The organism is Marinoscillum pacificum (genome assembly GCF_024714495.1).
In the GTDB taxonomy this organism is placed as follows: Bacteria; Bacteroidota; Bacteroidia; order Cytophagales; family Cyclobacteriaceae; genus Marinoscillum; species Marinoscillum pacificum.
In genome coordinates this window covers 45,954-68,516 of the sequence record NZ_JAMZMJ010000001.1, presented here as the reverse complement: position 1 = coordinate 68,516, position 22,563 = coordinate 45,954, and the positions used below count along the sequence as shown (strand labels likewise).

10 protein-coding genes are annotated in these 22,563 nt (G+C 39.6%); 5 read left to right on the top strand and 5 right to left on the bottom strand.

Going from position 1 to position 22,563, the window contains the following annotated elements:
• Nucleotides 1–19 precede the first annotated feature (19 nt).
• Together NXS00_RS00260 and NXS00_RS00255 are read left to right on the top strand one after the other, a co-directional pair.
• Nucleotides 20–1,042 (top strand): AraC family transcriptional regulator, encoded by a 1,023-nt coding sequence (locus tag NXS00_RS00260; protein WP_258097095.1) that lies wholly within the window; start codon nt 20–22, stop codon nt 1,040–1,042.
• Between the two features lie 90 nt (nt 1,043–1,132).
• Entirely contained in the window at nt 1,133–2,701 is a 1,569-nt protein-coding gene (locus NXS00_RS00255) for a PQQ-dependent sugar dehydrogenase (protein WP_258097094.1), read from the top strand.
• A gap of 72 nt (nt 2,702–2,773) precedes the next feature.
• Here the strand turns inward: NXS00_RS00255 and NXS00_RS00250 are convergent, their stop codons facing one another.
• The 3 genes from NXS00_RS00250 to NXS00_RS00240 form a co-directional block, all read right to left on the bottom strand.
• On the bottom strand, nt 2,774–3,529 hold the full coding sequence (locus tag NXS00_RS00250) for a hypothetical protein (RefSeq protein ID WP_258097093.1): 756 nt from the start codon (nt 3,527–3,529) through the stop codon (nt 2,774–2,776).
• Nucleotides 3,530–3,778: 249 nt separating this feature from the next.
• Complete coding sequence (locus tag NXS00_RS00245) at nt 3,779–4,975, bottom strand: alpha/beta hydrolase (RefSeq protein WP_258097092.1); 1,197 nt, start codon at nt 4,973–4,975, stop codon at nt 3,779–3,781.
• A gap of 310 nt (nt 4,976–5,285) precedes the next feature.
• Nucleotides 5,286–7,802, bottom strand: a complete 2,517-nt coding sequence (locus NXS00_RS00240; RefSeq protein WP_258097091.1) for a TonB-dependent receptor — start codon at nt 7,800–7,802, stop codon at nt 5,286–5,288.
• 229 nt (nt 7,803–8,031) lie between these two features.
• Here NXS00_RS00240 and NXS00_RS00235 point away from each other — a divergent pair, with 229 nt between their 5' ends.
• Nucleotides 8,032–9,087: a sensor histidine kinase gene (locus tag NXS00_RS00235; protein WP_258097090.1), complete on the top strand. Its 1,056-nt coding sequence runs from the start codon at nt 8,032–8,034 to the stop codon at nt 9,085–9,087.
• The gene (locus NXS00_RS00230) at nt 9,084–9,821 is read left to right on the top strand and encodes a LytR/AlgR family response regulator transcription factor (RefSeq protein WP_258097089.1); all 738 of its coding nucleotides are present in this window, start codon (nt 9,084–9,086) and stop codon (nt 9,819–9,821) included. The genes NXS00_RS00235 and NXS00_RS00230 overlap by 4 nt, the downstream gene beginning before the upstream one ends.
• On the opposite strand, the gene NXS00_RS00225 is transcribed toward NXS00_RS00230, so the two are convergent.
• Nucleotides 9,822–10,373 (bottom strand): hypothetical protein, encoded by a 552-nt coding sequence (locus NXS00_RS00225; protein ID WP_258097088.1) that lies wholly within the window; start codon nt 10,371–10,373, stop codon nt 9,822–9,824. It abuts the gene before it with no gap.
• A 119-nt stretch (nt 10,374–10,492) separates the two neighbouring features.
• Nucleotides 10,493–18,448 (bottom strand): S8 family serine peptidase, encoded by a 7,956-nt coding sequence (locus NXS00_RS00220; protein WP_258097087.1) that lies wholly within the window; start codon nt 18,446–18,448, stop codon nt 10,493–10,495.
• Between the two features lie 519 nt (nt 18,449–18,967).
• On the opposite strand from NXS00_RS00220, the gene smc reads away from it, so the two are divergent.
• Complete coding sequence (smc, locus tag NXS00_RS00215) at nt 18,968–22,492, top strand: chromosome segregation protein SMC (RefSeq protein ID WP_258097086.1); 3,525 nt, start codon at nt 18,968–18,970, stop codon at nt 22,490–22,492.
• Nucleotides 22,493–22,563 lie beyond the last annotated feature (71 nt).

Here is a 22,563-nt window from a genome sequence, read left to right as displayed (position 1 = left end):
TCGTATTTAGCAAATAACAATGCCTATACTATTCCTTCTATCAAGTCTAGGAGCAGTAAATGGAGTGCTTATTGGGCTCTATCTCCTATTAAAGAACAACAATAAAGCTGCTAATTTATACCTGGGAGGGTTACTTCTGGCACTCAGTTTGCGAATAGCCAAAACCGTATATTATTCTTTCAGCGAACAAGTTGATTTTCTTATACTGCAACTTGGACTTTCTGCCTGTGCCTTCATTGGGCCTTTCTACTTTCTATACACCAAGTCCATTTGGCGAAAAGCATCTAAAGTCAGTACTCCAGATTTAATCTTAATAGGTTCTATAGCTCTATTAGTTATTACAATAGGCGTTATATTTCCTTACAGAAGTAGACCTGAAATCTGGAATGAATACATTGTCTATGGCATTTACACCATATGGTCTGGCTTCTGTCTCTTTGGGTTGTTTAATGTGTATTCAATTCTCAAATCAACCAAATTCAGACCTACAACCTGGAGTAAGGCCCAACAGCATCTAGTATTCATCACACTAGCTATTTTGATCATTAATATAACTTATCAATTGGCACTTTTTGGTTGGTATACTTATCTGTGGGGTGCAATTGTCTTTTCATTGGGCATCTATTATTTGATAGGAAACTTACTGGTTATGACCAAAATACCAAGTCAACAAACTACCAACTTTACCGTCCCTGATGCTGCCGAGAAACTGATGGAATTAAATCGGTTTATGATACAGGAAAAGCCATTCCTTAATCAAAAACTGAAAATGGAAAACCTGGCCGAGCTGTCTGGCATGAATAAGCATACCTTATCCAAATTACTTAATCAAGAATACAAGCACGGGTTTGCTCACTACGTAAAAACGTACAGAATTGAAGAAGCCAAACACCTTATTCAAAATCGTCCTGAACTGTCTCTAGAAGGCATCGGTTTTGAAGCTGGTTTCAGTTCCAAGTCGTCTTTCTTTGAAGCCTTCAAAACCTTAACTGGCTCCACTCCTTCCGAATACCGCAAAACTCTTGAGCCCATAGCCCTGTAATTACTCCAGAATGATCATTTTGGAGTTCTAAACCTGTTAATATGGCATTTTCATCATTCAGTGTGTCTACTCTTGCTAGAAAATATATTGATGAAAACCAGATTTTTAATACTCTTTTTATTGACCTGCCATATTATTCATGCTCAGACAGATTATGAATTAGTCACACATACCTTGAACCAATTTATAATTGGCACCCAATACAACTACCCTGATTCAATAGCACTGTCTTTCTATCCAGATACTCGGATGTTTCTCTATAATGGCACCGACTCAGCTTTTCACATGACCTCTGAGGAATATGCCGCACTTTACAGCAGAAGAAAGCATGGCATCCCAAATAACAGACCTTCTAAAATTACTCATATCGAAATAGATGAGGATGTGGCCTATGCAAAGATCGAAGTAGATATCCCTTACTTTGGCAATCGCTATCATGACCTGCTACTACTCAAAAAAATCTTAGGTGAATGGAAGATTGTTTCTAAAGCTACTTCAGCCACTCCCATACCACGGAAACCAGAAAAATTAATCCCTAAGCCAGTTAAAGAAGTAGTCATATCTGAACTTAATCATCCTTGGAGCATGGCATTTATCAATGAGCGTGATGTGCTCATTGCTGAAAAAGATGGAACGGTATTACGAGTCAACCTAGAAACCAAAGAAAGAATCAGCATCAAAGGATTACCTAAAGATGTAGCCAGAGCTATTAAGATAGATACCTCGAAGTTTGAAAAAGGAGTATTCCCTTACAGTTTACATGGTAAAACGGCTAGTTTCAATGCTGGGTGGTTTCAAGTATTATTAGATCCAGATTTTGAAGCCAACAAATACGTATACATCTCCTATGCTGCTGAAAATAAGGAAAGGGCGAGCACCACAAAGGTGATTAGAGGAAAGCTAGAGAATAATCACTTAACCGAACTAAAAACGCTATTCGTAGCTGAACCTTATACACACGGGTTATTCCACTATGGAGGTGGGATGATATTTGGTCCGGACAATAAACTTTACATTACTGTTGGTGAACGTAATTTCTTTGAATACATGAACCCTGAGTTGCCAGTAGCTCAAGATGTAAAGGACAGAAGAGGCAAAGTCTATCGCATCAATCCTGATGGCAGTATCCCTCATGACAATCCAGATTATGGATCAGCTGCGGTAAAAGGACTTTACGCCATCGGAATCAGAGCTTCTCAAGGATTGACGATTCATCCTGAGACACATGACATTTGGTTTAGTGAGCATGGCACCAACCTAGGAGACGAACTAAACATCCTTCAAGCTGGAGCCAATTATGGATGGCCTAATGTGACTACAGGCACTTACAGAACTGATTATAAGCCCAAATCAATTCCAAATGCAACCTATACTGCCCCTATCTACTACTGGAGTCAAACAGTTGCTCCTACTGGACTTACTTTTTACGCAGGTCATGAGTTTCCACAATGGAATGGCGATCTAATAGTTCCCGGCTTAAGCAAGGGAAGTCTTTGGCGAATGAAAACAGAAAACGATCAGATAATTAGCGCAGAACAATTATTCATTGAGGACCCTGTTAGAATAAGAAAGGCTATAGTTTCTCCTAAGGGTCAACTATACCTATTAACAGATGAAGAAAATGGCAAACTCATCTGGGTTTATAATGAAAATAATTAGCAACTAACTAAAGCAACTCAGAAATGGGTTGCTTTTTTTTGTACTTAGTAAAAAAAACTAATTACTATATCTCTAGTTATCTTTGTTATAGATTTTTATTGCCTGCAAAAGCTTTTCTTCTTTACTCATATTAATAAGGCTAGGTATTGCGATTCCAATCGCTCCGATAATAAGGAAGGGAGAAAACTTAATCTCAGCATCGTATGGTGGAGGCCCCTCTTGTTTATTTAATGAAGCTGTATGGGCAATCCCTGCTAATATTAATGCTGCTGATCCCGCATAAATACCTATGTTGGTATTTTTCATTTTTCTTACTTTGTCTAACTGGAACATGCTAGCCTCATGGTTCTTTAAATCACGCTTCAGGTTATCGTAATTCATTTCTTTAAACTGATAGCCTTTCTCGTAGTAAGACATTTTTATTGCTCTGCTGTACCCTCCTGTATACATTCCATTTGGCCCCATCATTCCTGGCGAATAAGACCATTCAGTTGCTGAATACGTGCTTATTTTTCCTTCAATATTTCGTTTAAACCAAACATCGCCTCTCATGCTGATATTCTTCTTAAGGTAATACCCAGTCTCTCTTTGGTAAAACTTTAGATCCGACAATAAATACTTCATAGAATCATCTAAAAGCAAATAGTCTTTACCTATCAGTTTATCAACGAATTCAAGCTTATTGCCATAAACAGTCTCTCCAGAATTCAGCCCAACGTAAAATGGCTTACCTTCTTGACCATGTACTCCAAAGAAGAAAAACAACAAAGCAGGAAGGATGATTATACTTTTCCCCTTTGTCGAGATAATCGAAAACATGTTAATCATTATGTTTAGTTAGTGTCGGCCGTTTGATTCATGGATCCCACAAAAAGTGACCGTTAGTTAATTATTTGCAATAGTAATTACTCATTGATTAATAATTTGTAAAAGTCCCAAATTTCTATGACACACTTTCCTTCCACATATTTGATAGATTAAGATGGATCGAATTAGTGGGAGAAAAACAATGTCAAATAAAAAAAGCAACCCTTATGAGGTTGCTCTTCGCTTAAAAACACTCAGCTAGCCGCCTTGTCAATGAATAGCTGAAATGTGCCCATGAAAGGCTTTGTTAAACTCCTGTGGTTTCTCAATATGCGAAGCATGTCCAGCATCCTGAATCACCACTTCCTGGTAGGCACCTCCATTTTCTTCATATGTAGTTAAAACTGCTCTTGTCTGACTGACCATTGGCTGTGGAGCTGCAGCATCCTCTCCCGGCCATCCAGGTATGTAATTGAGTTTACCTAATGTTGCTAAATCAAAGAATGATTCATCTCCTACGATCATGTCTTCACTTCCATGAACCCAAAGTACTGGTGGCTTAACATCGAGGTTTATCAGACTATCTACATCTGAAATCACATATTTAGGAGATAAAGCATTGATTGGACCATATTTACCCGGCCCAACATTTGGCCAAAAGTCGGAAGTGGAAAAGTCACCTGGATATTTCTGTTCGCCTGTTTTTTCCATCAAAGAAGCAGTTAAAAAATCTTCTTCTCTCGCAGCTTTGAATCCTGCTTTGTAATAATAGGTATTGATAATGTTACGTGGTGAATTCTGGGTACTATCTGTTCGGTCACCTGCAGATATGGCGGCAATAAACTGTGGATTGACCGTGCCACCACCAGAACCTGTAAAGTCATGGTTATTTGGTATTCCTTCCAATCCGTGAGTACCTCCAAATCCATACGGTGAGACAGGCGAAACAAAGGTGACAGACAAAACCTTATCAGGATGATCAACTAAATATGCATAACAAACTCCACCACCCATCGACCACCCAACAATATGTGCCTGATCAATATTCATAGCTTCAAACAAAGCATCTAGATCATCAGCCCAATCATGGGCTCCTCTGTTAGCATCTATGAGTTTATCTTCGGTCCAGCCAAATCCTCTAAGATCTGGAGCAATGGCTCGATAGCCTTCAGGCAAGGTGGTCATTATTTCTTCCCAATAAGTGGCTGCGGAAAAATTGCCATGTAAAAAAACAACAGGGATGCCCGCATCCCTGTATGTCAGAACATGCGAACTGATTCTATCCGTAAGAACCATTTGTGACTTCACACCATCTAAGTGAGTGATGCCACTATCTATTGCAGAATAGATTTCTTCTGTTTCTGTTGTTGTTTCTTGAGTTTTTCCTGATTGACATCCAGCGATAACTAAGACACTGACAAGCAATACAATATACCAAGCTGATAATGGGGAATGTGTCTTTATCATTTGTACTTCTTAATTCTGGTTAATGGAATTGGAAGATAAAATGAATAATGACTTTGTATCAGAATCCGACTTTTAAAAGCCTATTGACTTTCAGTGAATACAAGCTAATTTATCTTGCTTGTAGAACCCTAGACTTAAATATTAAACCATTGACTTTTGTAGCTTGTCATGTCCAAAGAACGACATATCAATGAGAACGGATTCACATCTTAATTTAAAAGGAATTATCACCCAAACGCCAATTGCAACACAAAAAAGGGCGACACCACTCCTGGCACCGCCCAAACTATCAGTCCTAATCTTAAATTTTTTAGTTGTTCATCATCCCCCCTCCGGAATCTCCACCATCCTTTAAGTCGTTGTTGTCTACATTCTTGCCTCGCTTACGTGGTTGACCAACACTCAACTTACCAAAGCGATAGCTGAAGTTGATTTTAAAGTTCATGTTATACATCACATTGGTGTTGTACTGGTCGATGTATGCTGATGAAATCTCAGAAGTACGCTTCATCTTTCCTCCAATGAAGTTCTCAGCACCGATACCTATACTACCTCTGTCATCATTGAATGATCTGTTCAAACTTAAACTATAGATGTAGAATCCTGTTTGATTTCCTTGAAGTTGCACTTGATTCCCTCTAAAGAAACTAAAGAACTGGAATGCCCAATTATCTGTCAATTTGTAACTACCGAATATTCTACCGCTTAATACAAACCCGCTATTGCTCGCATTGTAAAGAGGATCATCAACGTTGTTATTCATTACAGAGTAATATCCATCAACACCTCCGTTTACCATGAACTTTTTGCCAATTTTGATGTTAGCAAAAACACTCAAACCATAAGCATCTTCTTCTCCAATGTTTTGATATGTGGAACTAATGGTATCCTGTCCTATTACTTCTCTTACCTGTTGGATAGATCCGCGAGTATTTCTCATGAATGCAGAGAAATTTAAAGACGTCCCTTTCTTAAATGTACTGTAAGAAACCTCAAAATTATCCGTATACTCAGGATCCAAATTAGGATTACCTTGAGAGATGTTATTCGGGTTAGACGCATCCACGTTAGGGTTTAAGAATCGCAGTGATGGACGCTGGATTCTTCTGTTATATGCAGCTTTTACCGTGTTACCCATTCCCAATTTCTTAGAAATATTAACGCTAGGAACCAATACTCCATATGAAGGAAGTTCTAGAGAAACCTCATCTTCAAAATTGGCAGATATGGTGGTATATTCATATCGACCACCAGCCTTTAAGCTGTAGCCTTTTAAGAACTCTACAGTGTAGCTTACATAACCTGCTGTTACATTCTGATTATAATCGAACACATTACTCAATCTATCCCCAGTGGCCGCTTGATATGCATCAGTTCCTTGGGCTGTAAAATAGGTGAAATCACTGGTCACTTCTCGCATAATATTCTTAGCACCGAATTCAACTATCTGTTTCTCTCCTATTGGGTTCACATAATCAGCCTGAACCGTAAATTCTCTATTGTAGCTATCGTTATTATTTTTAATGCGATAAAGCACATCATCAGAATTTTCATCCTTAGATATGTTCTCAAAGTCATTGACTCTACTGTTTTGACTGTATAATGACAACACGCTAAACTCTTTACCTTTAGTTTCAAAAGTCTTGATGTAGTTCAAACTAACATCTACAGTGTTGCTCAAGTTTGCTGTTGACATATCTTGAAGGTTGGAACTGAGCAATTCGCCAGAACCATCAGTCGTACGTGTGATACGATCATCCTGAGTATTGTTGAAATTGAATAATCCGAACTTTACAGAAGCATTGATCCAGTTGTATTTGTTCAGCTCATAGTCAAAACCAAGATTGTATCTACCCATCAACATATCTGTCAACGTACTTGCCGATTGGTTGGTGATTGATTGGATATTTCCTTCTGAATCAAATAACGTTTGTTCGTTATCAAAATCGCCCTTGATATTGTAACCTGCTCTACCAAATCCACCTAAAGTGAATCCAGCTCTACCTTTTCTATAGGATGCATTCACACCAAGGTTGGATCCTCTCAAACCAGCACTTGAATTTACACTTACCGATGTGCCTTGTAGATTATTCTTTTTAGTGATAATATTGATGATTCCACCCGTTCCTTCAGCATCGTATCGAGCTGATGGTGAGGTAATCACCTCTACAGACTTAATCTGGTCTGCCGGTATTTGTTTTAAAGCATCAGCAATACTGCTTGCCGATATAGTTGAAGGTCTATTATCGATAAGAACGGTAATGTTACTACTTCCACGCATCGAAACATTTCCATCCAAATCTACACTTAGCAATGGCACTCGACGCAAAACATCAGATGCATCACCACCAGTTGTTGTCTTATCCTGCTCAGCGTTATAAATTATCCTATCAACTTTTTCTTCCATTAACTCACGTTGACCTTCTACTACTACTTCATCAAGCTCTTGAGAAACCGATTCCATTTTCACTTTACCTAAGTCATATGAATCTCCTTTACCAGAGAAGCTATATGGACCTTTGTCTACTTTATCAAAGCCAATAAATGAGATTGATACTTTATAAGATCCTTCAGGAATAGATTTAATGGTAAACTTTCCGGATTCATCTGCGATAGTTCCGTCTTTTGTACTTCCATCTTTTTCATCAATCAAAGCGATTGTTGCAAATGGTACTGGCTCATTTTCAGGATCTAAAATTTGTCCCGATATCTTTCCATAACCAACTTCTGGTTGTTGACTTTTACCTTTATTGCCATAACTAGCAGGAGACTGAGCTACTGTAGAAAAGGTAATAAGTGCTAAAATGATGAGTAATGTATGCTTCATTCCAATATTTTGAGTTGTCCTAATTCGTGTACATACAAATAGACGGGATAATTCACCTTCAGTAATTTTAACTAGACGTTTGAGCGGTTTTTATCTGCATTGACCGCCTCACAATCGACGAAATCCATGGTCGATTGCCAGACGGCACTAGTCGGTAGATTTCTCTAATTGGCAGAGTTGACATATATTAAAGAGTATAGACATGTACGTTTGTCTTATCGAGATGACTATGGCAGCAAAAAGAAGTAAACGATTGTTCTGGTTAGAGTTTGGAATAACTACTACCGTGTGGTTATTGCTCCTGGCTCTTCCTCCTCTTGGTTGGGGAATCGATTGGCCCATGCAGTATTGGATCAAAACGATCATTTTCGCTTTGGTGCTTACTGCCATGTATTATATCAACTCGGTCTATCTGGTTCCAAAATTTCTATTGACGAACAAAATCTTACAATACAGCTTAATTGTAGTAGTTGTGGCTGCGGTCATATTAGTGGGAATGAGAGCCATCGAACATAGTCTTGACCTACCTAGATTAATTCACGAGATTATCCGTCCAAACGAAGAATACCGACCAAAAGGATGGTGGAGGTTTGATTTTACAGGAATGCTTATGATCTTCCTGGTCCTTGGTTCTAGCACCAGTATCTTGCTAATTAGGAAGGATCAGAAAGACAGATTAACGAGAGAAGAATTAGAAAAGGAAAAGGTCAGCACTGAACTTTCGTTTTTGAAAGCACAAATCAATCCTCATTTCTTCTTCAATACACTGAACAGCATCTATGCTTTGACCTCTCTCAACGTGGCGGATGCTCAAAAAGCCATTCACAAGCTTTCAGCGATGATGCGCTATGTATTGTACGACTCACGCAAAGAATTATGTACGCTTTCTCAAGAGATTGATTTTGTATCGAATTATATCGAACTGATGAAATTGAGACTTCCTGAAAAAGTAGACGTTAAGTTCACAAAGCCAACAGAATCTCAACACGTGTTGATTGCGCCAATGTTGCTACTTCCGTACATAGAAAATGCATTCAAACATGGCATTAGTTCTCAGCATAAGAGCAGCATTGAAATAATCATAGACCTCACTGGTCAAAAGTTAGGTATGAAAGTAACCAACACGATGTTTGAATCAACCGGACTTAAATTGGAAGGAAGTGGCATCGGTATGCAAAATACTCAGCGACGCTTAGAGTTGATTTACCCAAATCATCATGAAGTAAAAATCAATGAGGTAGATGGTCTATATATTGTTGACTTTCAAATAGATTTGATCTCATGACATTGAAGTGTATAGCAGTAGATGACGAACCTCTTGCTCTTGGTCTGGTTACAGCCTTTATTGAACAAACTCCCTTTCTGCAGCTTACAGCAAAATATGACAATGCAATAGAAGCACTGAGACATCTTCATGGTGAAGACCAGGTAGACCTTCTTTTTCTGGACATCCAGATGAGCGATCTCACCGGAATAGAACTTGCGCGCATTCTGGATAGCAAACCATCTAGTAGCAAACCTCTAATTGTTTTCACAACAGCATTTGATCAATTTGCCATTGAGGGCTACAAAGTAAACGCCATTGATTACCTACTGAAACCTTTCAATTACGAAGAGTTCTTAAGAGCTGCTAGTAAAGCAAAAACATTAAAAGATAACCAGTCACTCAGCAATGTTTCAGCTCTCACACCAGACCCCAAAGATTACATATTTCTTAAAGTAGAATATCAGTTGGTCAAAGTGATGCTGTCTGATATTCGATACATCGAAGGATTAAAGGATTATGTGAAAGTGCACCTGTATAGCAAAGAGCATCCTATTCTTTCTTTGTCTAGCCTTAAGACAATGGAAGAGAAATTACCCGCCACGGAGTTTATGCGAATCCATAGATCTTATATCGTTAATCTGGATAAAATATCAAGTGTAACAAAGACGTCTTTGCAAATTGGGAATGATCAATTGACCATCTCTGAGAATTACAGAGATGAATTTCACGCAAAGATCAAAAGCGGATTGTAATTAGTACTTTCTATTGAGAATTTCACCCAGAATTACTGCTTTTCTGGCATCTTCAGGATTTCTAAGCATACTAGCGATATCAGAAGCAAACTCTGATTCATTTACATCCTCCTCCTTCTTACGATCCTTCAGTTTGATTCGGAAGTGTTCATCACGCTCAAAATCCAGCTTGGCACCTTCAGCATTTTTAATGGATTCTTCATATACTCGCCTACTTTCATCATCAGCAAATTTGCGATTGCGACCTTCATTTCGAATATCATCATCCCACTTATTCTCCTGAGCCCATTTTCGCTCTTCTACAACCTGACGAGCTTCCAAGGGCCTTGGTTGTTCTTGATATTCTTCCTCTTCCGTAGACGAATTGCCTTCGGTAAACTCCTTCAGCAGCTCTTCAAATGATACTGGCTTATTTGGACGACCTGTAGGTGCATTTGACGATCTTCTCACAGGCTTTGCTGGTGTAGCATCTCCTCCTTTATTCTTAAAAGCTCTGGAAATTAAATACAAAGCTCCCGCAATAACGTATATCCAAATTTTAAAATCGTCCATATGTACTAAAGTAGTCAATTATCCTTCTAGTTGATCTAGAATACGATAAAAATGCCGCTATTAAACAAGAAAAGCCAACCCTGAGGGCTGGCTTTTCGCGATTTAACTAATTCAAAAGACTACTCTTTAATAACTTCTCGTATGAACTGCACGTCACCTGTATTTACCTTCAATAAATAAATACCACTGCTCAATCCTAGTCGATCCATAGATACCGACTTATTCTGTAGCTGTGTAGCACTTGAAATTTCATTGTATACAACTTTACCTTCAAGGTTCATCAAGACCACTTCTACGCGTTCAGCATCAACTCCTTTTAAAGAGAACCCGAACTCATCAGACGTAGGAACTGGATAAACCGTCAATTCAGGCTTGGTTACAAGATCACTTTCTGATCCAGATGCATCTGTTCTAGCTAGTGAAGATCCATTCACCACATCAAAGGTTACAGTCATAGACTGACCAGCTACCTGTGGATACCAACCTGAAACTGGTGACGCTTCCACTGTGTAAGTTCCAGGAGAAACCCACCATTTAGAGAAATAGCCAAACCAATCTCCAACCATTGAGTAAGGAGCGAAGTAATCGATGTTTCGAATACTTCCATTCAAGTAGAATGTCACTTGCTTACCTGGCCCATCTGTTTCGGCCACAATGTTGATATGTGAGAACACTGAAGAACTGATATCAATAACTGAGCTATCGCTAAGAGTCATTAACACCTCTCCTGATTGATTAACCACATTCAGTGCTGTAACTGCAGTAGGATTAACTAAACTGAAGTAAGCAGTTTTAGCTTTACCTTGCTGACCCTTACCCCACTTCTTAGTGAATGGAGTTGCTGTTACCGCATGTGTACCACTTCCTACTCCTAACCAAAGCAATGGGAATAACCTATATGGAGCTTTGCTATCAGTATTCATTTGATGACCATTCAGATCAAACTTCACACTACCCACTGTTCCTGGATTTGTATTGGCTTGTACTACATAATACAAGAAGTCAGTATCATGCACATTGATCTCTACTGAATCTGAGAAGTTAGTTACGACCTGACCAGTTTTACTGTTGATCAATGTGAAACTAGCAACACCATAAGCATCTACTGTCAATGCAAAGCTTGCAGTATCCATTGCCCCACGTCTATCTTCAGCAATGACATTTAGTGTATATACTCCTTCATCTCCAATTATAGGGTCTACGGAATATGTTGCCGTACCCATTGATGAACTACTCAAGCTCATAAACGACGGCAGATTCACGATACTCACATTCAACACCGAATCATCCACATCTGTAGCAAGTACAGTAATATCGATAGAACCAAGTTCAATAACTGAAGTGTCAGATATCGCTACTATTTCAGGAGCAAAGTTTTGATCTACTTCCAACATAATAGGAATTTGAGTTGAAGTAGCCAACGGATCATTTGACGCCAAATTCAACACATCTGTGTAGATTCCTTTTTCAGTATCTGTAGCATCAAAGAATACTGTTACATCAGCACTTTCACCCATATTGACTGTTCCAGACAAAGGACTCAATGAGAACCAAGGTAACGCTGGAGCGCCATCCCAAATACTCAAGTTGTCAACATCAAGAGTTGGGCCAGCTACTTCCATTAAAGAGAGCACCACAACTTGCTCAATATCACCTGCAAACCCTTGACCTGCATAGACAGGCACACCATCGAAGTAGATAACGAATGCTGATGTAGCACGTTCCACGTCTATTCTTAACTCAAAATAACCTGATGGTAATGATGCACTGATAGGATCATAATAACCTGAACCTAAACTATCAGCTACCAAAACCTCCATTGAATTATCGGGATTAATAGCAAACCTGGTATTAACCAAAGCCTCAGTATTAGATTGTGGAATAATTTGCCAGGTCGCTCCTGTACCTTCCACTTGCATCATTAGCGTAAAAGATGAAATGGCTTCCGATCCAACACCAACTTGTGGTGAGAAAGCCAAAGATTGTCCAAAGCCATCCGAAAGTCCTCTAAAGTGTTGAGATCCTTCAAATGCATCAATAGATTCCACTGTCCAGTTACCCCACTGGCCTGACCAGTCATTTTGACCATCTATATCACCAGGACTGAATTCCTCGAACCCTGTTCCATAAACCGTAGTACCAGCATTTTTAGAAGCAGATTTACTCTTAATGGCAGAGATATCAAGTAGATCTAAGGTTGACTGTGACTGTCCCGTACGAACCACTTTTGATGCAATTCTTTCTTTCGCTGAAACAGCCGATGGAATTGAAGCTCCAAAAGAAAAATTCAATGGGCTTTCTCCTGAATTCGATATCGAGAACGACTGATTCGAAGTTTCACCTACGAACAAATACTCATACAACGAATCAACTGAAACAGTCATTTCAGGAGCACCCATAACCGTCATAGATGCAAGCACCCCAACAACCGGTGTATTGGCCGCATTGCTGGTTACAATCGCACCCGCTACATAGAAACCTTCTTCTACATCTGACGCATCGAAAGTAGCAGTAAGCTCATCCGAACCTCCTACAGGTACTATACCAGAGGATGGATTAATCGACAACCATGCTTTTGGATCACCCAACACAACGATATCGTCAATCTGCGCATACCAATCCCAATCATCAGAACCTGGATTGTAATAATGCCATCTTAATCTGAACGAAGTAGCGGATCCAATGAAATCATCCAATTCGAGAATTACTTGCTCTCCCGGACCAGCGAATAAACTACCATGATCCTCTTCCCATCTCAACACATTCGTCCAGGAAGAATCACCAGCCAATTGAATATCTACATCCAAAATGTCTGTGCTGTAATTATTGTAGTTCGCATTGTATTGAACAGCTACATTCTTGAATCCATCTGTAGAAATAAATGGAGTGATCAATTCTGTATCATAATCCAGGAAGCCTGCAGCATCACTACTTACTGTTGCTGCTTCTCCAGTCCCTGCATAGTTTCCTTCACCGTAATCGGCAGCAAAGAACCATTCCACACCTAACCCTTCATTGTCAACTACCGTCCATTCTGCTGGAGGGAACGTAGCTCCTTCAAAGTTCTCTTCGAATAAGGAAATTCCAGCCAATAACTGAACTTCTGGAAGTTCTTGTTTAGCAGATGTACTCGTCTTATCAGATGCAATCTTTGCCGTAGTTTTAGCATCTACTTTCCAATTAGCCACTTTTACTGGACTGACTGGCAAACTAGCCAAATCTGTATCGGCACCTATCACTTGAATTCCATAAGTCAATGGATTACCGCCTGTATTGCTAATGGTAATGGTTTTAGTAGTGTCTCCTTGATAAGGCACTGTCGCTTGAAGTACAGTCGGATCAACAGAAATAGTAGGATCACCTACTACTTGTAGACTTGCCGGTACAACAAATGCCTGACTTCCAACTAATATATCAATGTCAGAACTGTACTGACCAAACTCCAAATCTGTAGAATTGAAAGTAACAGTCAAATTCAATGTCTGACCAGGTCCGATAGAATCAAGTACTGGTGAAACAGTGATGAATTCAGGAAGTGCACTTGCTGGTCCATCATTAATAGACAAATCATCAATATCCATTGTAGGACCTGCAGTCTCCATCAAAGAAAGAATCACTAACTCTTCCATATCACCTGCAAAACCAGTTCCTGAGTACACTTGTGTTCCGTTGAAAGAAACGGTGAAGTCTGCTGTAGAACGTACCGACTCAATAACCAAATCAAAGTAACCTGTTGGTACTGGAGCCGCAATTGCTTCAAATACAGGATTCCCTAAACTATCAGGCACCAACACACTAGCTGAGCCATCTGGATTGAACTGTACACGAGTTACGATAAGACTTGCCGTGGTAGATTGTGGAATCAACTGCCAGGTAACACCTGTACCAGTTAAGTTCACTTTCATATTCATTGAAGAAACCGGATCGCTTCCAATACCTACATTCGGGGAGAATGCTAGTGATTGACCAAAGCCATCAGACAATCCCTGGAAATGTTGTCCACCGCTGGCCGGATTAGCAGATTCTACGGTCCAATTCCCAAATTGACCGAACCAATCTCCTTGTCCTGAAATATCACCAACAGCAAACTCTTCAAAACCTGTCTCATATACAGCAGCACTTTGTGCTACCATGAATTTAGTCTGGGATGATGAAGACTTCTTGTTGACTTTATTCGCCTTGCTTGTAATTATTTTAGCACCATCCATAGTGATACTACTTTTCACCACTCTGGATCTCGTTGTTCTGGAAGGTGCCAGAGTTCTTACAGACAATTCAGATGAAGTGGCACGCAATGCAGAAAAAGTGCTAGAAAGAACACTAGACACATCTGAACTTGTAGAGACTACTCCACCTGATACAGAAGCACTAACTGGATATGTCCCAAGGCCATTATTAACTATACTAATGGTTTGTGTACTTGTCTGATCTTTCTCTAAAACTTCAGTTAATGATTCTGGTGATACCTCTATCTCAGGACCGGTAACTTCTAAAAATGCCGCAACAGAAACCAGCTCATCACCAGGAACATTGCTGGTAATATCGATAGTAGTTGCATAATTTCCAGACGATAATCCACTTGAATTAAAGGTTACAGCAACGTTTTCACTGCTACCTGCACCAATTACTCCTTCAGAAACTGAGAAACTTACAAATGAAGATCCACCTAAATATTCAATAGCATTATGATAAAGCAGAGCCAAATCACCTGACCAGGAGAATCCATTTCCATCGCCATAATCAGGCAACATATTCAAAGCAACGACATCACCATTTGCAGCTAAAAGCAATTCACCATTATCCCATTCTGCAATGGCAGTAGCTCCTGACGCAATACCAACATTTTGTACAAATCCTGTATAATCAAGACTGGTCACTCCAGATATGATTGAATTGGATGGATCAAGTATAGCACCTAAACTAACTGAAGTACTTTGATCTGTAGTAGATGGAACAAACGGTCCGTAGCCTTCATCAATGAATCTACCAGCCATCTGCCACGCATCGTATGAGTATGCAAACTGATTTACGATCACTTTACCTCCGCCATCAACATAGTCAGCCAAAGCATCTCCAACTACTACTGGATCTACTCCACCTGCTGCTAGCCATTGGGTGTTGTTGGTTGTAAATACTATATCATATGGAGCTAAATCACTTACAGTAAGTGAAGGTAAGCTTGCCAAAGACAACACATCCGCTTCCACATCTGGAAAACCATCCAACATAGCTTCTGTAGCCGTAAGATCTGCATCTGGTGAAAGTATTAAAACAGATGTAGTCACGGCTGACTGACCTAACCATTGAATATCTACTTTTGATGCAGACTTATAACCAGCTGATGGAGTCATTTTACCACTACCGGTGCTTGAGATGGCTACGCCACCGTTAACTGGCAAATTGACAGAAGCCTTACCAGCAAGGGTTGTAGAAACTGTTCCTGATGTTGCTAATGAAAACTCAAGATCTGAATCTCCTGTATTGGTAATCGTCAAATATTGCGTACTTGTCTGATCAATAAATAGGGATTCACTCAAAGTATCAGGCGCTATAGCAATACCTGGAGCTAAAAGACCCTCTCCTTTCAAATTCAAAAAGAAGTTACTATTCAGCGAATCTGAAGTTGGAATATTCATCCCTGCTATATTCAGGCCAACAGATGTAGGTGCATAAGTAACATCTACTATTAGTGAATCAAATGGGGCAATAAATACACTATCTGAAAGTGATGTTGTGAAATCCGAACTAGTGAAACTTGGTTCAAATACCACTAAGCTTCCTGTACCATCGTTGGTGATGGTCACAAATTCTGTAGTGGTAGCTCCAACAAACAAACCGCCAAATTCAAGTGTATCGCTTGGGCTAAACCCGGCAATTGGTACACCATTATCAGTAACATTGAGTGTCAAAGTAACTGACAGCACCTCTGAAACCGGATCGTTGGAGAAAATCTCAAATATTTGCTCGTAACTTCCTCCAAATAGACCAGAAGCATCAAAAACAACTTCCAATGACAAAGTATCTCCTGCTGAAACAGTACCAGCTGATGGTGAAACTGTCGCGAATGTCCCCGGCCCAACTTGATTAATAACAAAGTCCAATGGTCCCGCCCCATGGTTAATCATATCGATATAACCCGTTGTAGTCTCGGCAGTAAGTAAGTTTGCTACCAGAACTGAATCCTGTAAGAATATCTCTGGAGCTTCATTAGTTGTCTGTGAAATCACATTCGAAATATCCGATACATTACCAAAGAAGTCACTAGACTTAACAGCAAAATAGTACAACGTACCAGCACTCAATCCATCGATTTCCACTGTTTCCAAAGCTCCGGCATTCGAAGGAGTTGGCGGATTGGACAATGCTGTTGCACTATCGAAATTTCCACTATTAATAGGTGAAGTGGAATAACGAATGTCATAATAGCTAGCAGATCCACTTCCAGAATCAATTGGAGCTGTCCAATTCAACAAAATAGATGTAATCTCAACATCTGCAACAGCTAAATCAGTAATTTCCAACGGAGCTGCTCCATCATCAGACTGTAGTGCTTTAAATGCATTGATTCTTCCTGAGCCCAATAGTCCTTCAAAACCAGGATTTAAACCATCTACGTCATCAGTAGTAGTAACTAGTCGATCTCTTAATACAGTAGGATTGAACCCTGTACCTCCATATTGCGAAATGACTAGAGCAGCAAGTCCTGACACATGTGGACAAGCCATAGACGTACCCTGGAAGAAACCATATTGATCATTACTTAATGTACTCAATACTCCTTCTATAGTCACGGTATTCGTTTCTCCACCTGGAGCAGCAATATCCACCCAAGTTCCAAAGTTGGAATACCAGGACTTCTGATCATTATGATTTAAAGCGGAAACAGCTAATGTTGGCGTGTAAAATCCAGGGTACCATTCACCATCAAAATCATCATTACCTGCTGCAAATATTACGATACCACCGTTCATTGGACCTGTTTGAGTTCCAAACTCATCCTTACCAGCTTCGGCAATAAAGTAGTCAATACCATCCAATACTGCTTGTTCGAATACACCAGGACTTGTATATCCCCAGCTATTCTGAGAAATAACAGCTCCCATATCGGCACCATACACATAAGTTTCAGCGAAACCGCCAGTTCCAACCGCACCAAATGCAGCACAAGACATGATTCTGGCACCATCGCCAGTACCTGACCCGCCAGCTACACCAGAAACTCCAACACCATTATTGGTCACTGCGGCAATTGTTCCTCCCACATGAGTTCCATGAGGGTCTGGTGCAATATCCCCAGTGTCATCTCCGAATCCGTAGCCATTAACATCGTCAATGTAACCATTGCCATCATCGTCAATGCCATTTCCTGGAATTTCTCCTGTATTGATCCAAACATTGGCAGCCAAATCTGGGTGATCTACTTGCACACCTCCATCAGTTATAGCTACAATTACATCTGAATTTCCTGTTTCGATTCCCCAGGCTTGTAAAAGACTGATATCTGCACCAGGAGTTCCTCCGTTCTGTCCAGTGTTTTCATAGTGCCACTGATCTTCGAAAAATGGATCATTTGGCACACCAGATAGAGTGTTCACACTCATTTCGCTAGGCTCAACAACTTTTGGTCCGTAACTCGGTGAGTTTGAACCAACGATCGTTTTCTTCAGCACAGCTTCGGAAATATCAACCTGATCAACCTGACCGAAAGCTTCAATTACGTCCTCTACAGTGACATCCATGTCAAGTGACACTTCATACCATCTGTGAAGTCCGTATTGTTTGTGTTTAGCTTCGAATTTGCCTGCATCACGGAAGACGCGTTTCAATCCTCGAACGGAATACGTTTCATTCACCCGGTCTATCGACGATATACCAGTTAATAAGACATTATCCGCAGACCTTTGGAGCGATGCCGCCTCCAGTTCGGCAGCCAGACTTTCTGACACCTTGATCCTCAACACACCATTAAGCACATCTCGCTGTTGTGCATAGGTTATTGATTGACCAATCATCAGAAAAATAACAAATAAAGGAATTATGGGCACACGCGCCCATTCCATGTACTGTTTTTTCATAGAGTAAGTGGTTTTTAAAAAAGGTTAGTAAAAGATGACCATCATCTGATGGCAGTGGAGTTTTTGAGTAGAAATGCTATTAAGTACAGTTATGAAACTGATGACAAAAACATTTCATGCATTCACTAAAAAGTGATGAGTTAGTTAGGTTCCCTTTTGAACTAGACATAGCTATTCTTTTAATAAGATAAAAATCCAAAAATTGATTATAGCTGAATGGAATTCAATGAGTTAAGAACTTGCTGAAGGCTGCTAACTCACAACTGATTGTTCAATAAAATTAGCAATCTTTACGATTCATACCAACGTTATTTGATAATTATTGTAAAATATTCATTATCAGCTACGTATAAGCACTTTTTCAAATATCGAAGTTTTCCCTCCCTACTTGAACAAGAAAAGCACTTCATCTGCACATCAAATTGAAAATCATTTAAATCAATTAACTACTTCACCTAATAATCTGAAATAAGATCTAAATTTGTTAGTTTCGTTCGCGCAAAAAATCACATCCACTGCATGCAGTTAACACGGTTAGAAATTAAGGGCTTTAAGAGTTTTGCTGATAAAATGACCATCAACTTTGATGAGGGCATTACAGGCATCGTAGGTCCAAACGGCTGTGGAAAATCCAATGTAGTAGACTCCATCCGTTGGGTACTGGGCGAACAAAAATCCAGAGTACTCCGCTCTGATAAAATGGAGAATGTGATTTTCAATGGAACCAAAGCTAGAAAAGCCACTCAATTAGCTGAGGTTTCTCTTACCTTTAATAATACCAAAAACCTCATCCCTACTGAATATACTCAGGTAACCATTACTAGAAGGTATTTCAGAACTGGTGAAAGTGAGTACCTTTTAAATGGTGTCCCCTGTCGACTTAAGGATATCAAAGACTTATTTCTGGATACAGGTATTGCCTCTAACACCTATGCCATCATCGAATTGAAGATGGTGGACGATCTTCTGAATGATAAGGATGGATCTAGAAGGAGTTTATTCGAGGAGGCAGCAGGTATTTCCAAATTCAAACAGCGTAAGAAAGAAACTCTCAAAAAACTAGAAGATACTGATGCCGATTTGGATCGTGTAGAAGATCTCTTATTTGAAATTGATAAAAACCTTAAATCTCTGGAGAAGCAGGCAAGACAAGCCAAGCGATACTATGAGATGAAGGAAGAATATAAAGAGTACAGTGTTGCTCTAGCTAAAAAATCTGTAGAGGATCAAACAGCTGTGTTTGCTACAGTAGAGAAACGCATCCAGGAGGAAAGCGACAAGAAGGGTGCTTTGAATACTCAGATGTTGGAAAGGGAGGCCACCTTGGAAAAAACTAAAACCGATTTAGTTACCAAAGAGAAGCTTTTAGGTTCACGTCAGAAAACACTCAATGAGCACGTCACACGCATTCGTAACTACGAGAGCGAAAAGAAAATTAAAAACGAGCGTCAGCGCTACCTACAAGACAAGATTGAGAAACTACAAGATCAGATTTCTCAAGACAAGCAGAGCAACGAGCGTGCGGCTTTCTCCCTTCAGAGTTTAGATAAAGAAAGAGATAATGCACAGCAGATTCTTTCTGACATCAGCAAAAAACTAGAGGAGCTGCAAGAGGCATACGAATCTCAAAAATCTTCAACACAAGAAGCGCAGAATATTCTCAACGAGAATAGCCAACAGTACAACACCAAACGTGAGCGAGTTTATCAACTTGGTAAAGATTTGGAGATCAAAGAAGTTCAAATCAATTCACTCAGAAGTGAACTCACCAAATCAAGAGAAGACTCATCAGTACAAAGCGAAAGCTTGAAGAACTTTGATCATAAACTAGAGGAGATCACTCTAGAGAAAAACCAAAAAAACGAAGAATACCAAGCGCTAAAGAATAAAGAAGCTGATCTTAAATTTAAGATCGAGACCTACCAACAGCGTATTGACATCATAAGAGAAGAATTAACTCAGGTCAATCGTAAATTGGATTCAAAACAAAACGAGTATAACCTTACCAAGTCATTGGTTGACAGTCTGGAAGGTTTCCCTGAGGCTATTAAGTTTTTGAAGAAGTCCAAACAATGGCAAGATGCTCCTCTCCTTTCTGACGTAATCGCTTGTCCTGAAGATTACCGTATTGCTATTGAAAACTTCCTGGAGCCCTACATGAACTACTATGTTGTAGAAACTCATGATGACGCTCTAAAAGCAGTAAATCTGCTAAGTGATGCTTCAAGAGGCAGAGCTCACTTTTTCGTATTAGATAAGCTAACGAAATACCACGCAAAGTCATCGCATATATTCCCTAATACTACTCCTGCTACGGAAGTTGTCGAATATGATGAAAAGTACAAAAGACTAATCGCTCACCTTCTAGATAATGTTTACATCTATGAAAATGAGCTTCCAGATTCAGACACTGACGAAGTGGTTTTCATTTCTAAGAGTGGTCAGATCACACATAAGAAGTACAGTATTCATGGAGGATCTGTAGGCCTTTTTGAAGGTAAACGTATTGGTAGAGCGAAGAACCTGGAGAAATTAGCTACAGAAATAAAAGATCTTACTAAGAAGCAAGAAAAAGCCAAGTCAAACTTGAACGACAATCTTGCAGAAATAGAGCAATTAAAAAACTCAACTCAGGCAGAACTGCTTGAGGAATTGCAAGGTGAAATGAGTAGAATCAATGAAACGTTCGTTTCTATTCAAACCAAACAACAACAGTATAGTGAACTTCTCAATTCCAATGAAACGAAGAGAGAGGATATTGAAGAACGCATTCAAACCCTTGCTGAGGAACTGGAAACCATGCGTCCAGAATACGAGTCTTCATCTGCTCTATTAACTGAACTGGAAGCACAAACCGCTGAACAAAGAGAAGCACTATCAGAAATGAATGAGTTGCTTTCTATCAAGTCATCAGCATACAATGAGCAGAATGTTCTATACCATCGTCAGCAAAATAAGATCAGCAGCATCAAGCAAGAGATCAGCTATAAAGACGAAACCTTTGTAAGTAGTGCTGCTAGAATTGAGCAAAACACCGAAGAACTTCAAAAAGCCACACAAGACCTTAATGATCTTGTTAAAAAATCAGAAGAAAGTGATGATGATTTGGTGGCAATGTACGAGGAGAAAGAGTCCATTGAAAATGGTGTAAACGAAGCTGAAAAAGATTATTACAGTGTTCGAGGACTGATCGATGAGCAAGAGAAAGGTCTGCGAGAGATACAACGTCAGCGAGAGTCTACAGATCACGTCTTGATGGAATGGCAAAACAAGCTCAATGAGACTAAGATGCAATTGAATTCCATTAAAGATCGTTTATCCGTGGAATTCAATATTGACATGAAGCAAATAGAAAGCTTCGAAAACGAAGAACTGCTCACTAAAACTCAGGATGACCTTCGTGAAAGAGTTGACAAACTAAAGAATAGGTTGGATGGTATGGGACCGATCAATCCTATGGCTATGGAAGCCTATGAAGAGATCAAGGAACGCCATGATTTCATTGCCAACCAAAAAGAAGACCTCCAAAAAGCTAAAGAGTCACTTCTAACTACCATCAGTGAGATAGATGAAGTAGCTAAAACTACATTCCTTGATGCTTTTGAAAAAATTAGAGAAAACTTCATCAAAGTATTCCGCACGCTCTTCACAGAAGAAGATGACTGTGAGCTGAAGCTTACGGATCCAGATAGCCCATTGGACTCTTCCATTGAAATCATGGCCAAGCCAAAAGGAAAACGTCCATTAACGATCAACCAGCTTTCTGGTGGTGAAAAGACACTTACAGCAACATCTCTCCTGTTTGCGATTTATCTAATCAAGCCAGCACCATTCTGTATATTCGATGAGGTAGATGCTCCATTGGATGATGCTAACATTGATAAATTCAACGAGATCATTAGAAAGTTCTCTAAGGAATCTCAGTTTATCATTGTGACTCACAACAAAAGAACAATGGCTAGCACTGACGTAATTTATGGCATTACCATGATCGAGCAAGGCGTATCCAGGGTAGTTCCTGTTGATTTGAGAGAACTTGCTTAAATCCATTTATCGGAGAAATAAAGCCATTTATCGACGCGATAAGGTTAACTCTTAATTTCTGGTTAACTTTC

What these genes read in the sequence shown, in the direction of transcription:
- NXS00_RS00260 (WP_258097095.1), top strand. Translation starts at nt 20, where the DNA reads ATGCCTATACTATTCCTTCTATCAAGTCTAGGAGCAGTAAATGGAGTG.
- NXS00_RS00255 (WP_258097094.1), top strand. Translation starts at nt 1,133, where the DNA reads ATGAAAACCAGATTTTTAATACTCTTTTTATTGACCTGCCATATTATT.
- NXS00_RS00250 (WP_258097093.1), bottom strand. Translation starts at nt 3,529, where the DNA reads ATGATTAACATGTTTTCGATTATCTCGACAAAGGGGAAAAGTATAATC.
- NXS00_RS00245 (WP_258097092.1), bottom strand. Translation starts at nt 4,975, where the DNA reads ATGATAAAGACACATTCCCCATTATCAGCTTGGTATATTGTATTGCTT.
- NXS00_RS00240 (WP_258097091.1), bottom strand. Translation starts at nt 7,802, where the DNA reads ATGAAGCATACATTACTCATCATTTTAGCACTTATTACCTTTTCTACA.
- NXS00_RS00235 (WP_258097090.1), top strand. Translation starts at nt 8,032, where the DNA reads ATGGCAGCAAAAAGAAGTAAACGATTGTTCTGGTTAGAGTTTGGAATA.
- NXS00_RS00230 (WP_258097089.1), top strand. Translation starts at nt 9,084, where the DNA reads ATGACATTGAAGTGTATAGCAGTAGATGACGAACCTCTTGCTCTTGGT.
- NXS00_RS00225 (WP_258097088.1), bottom strand. Translation starts at nt 10,373, where the DNA reads ATGGACGATTTTAAAATTTGGATATACGTTATTGCGGGAGCTTTGTAT.
- NXS00_RS00220 (WP_258097087.1), bottom strand. Translation starts at nt 18,448, where the DNA reads ATGAAAAAACAGTACATGGAATGGGCGCGTGTGCCCATAATTCCTTTA.
- smc (WP_258097086.1), top strand. Translation starts at nt 18,968, where the DNA reads ATGCAGTTAACACGGTTAGAAATTAAGGGCTTTAAGAGTTTTGCTGAT.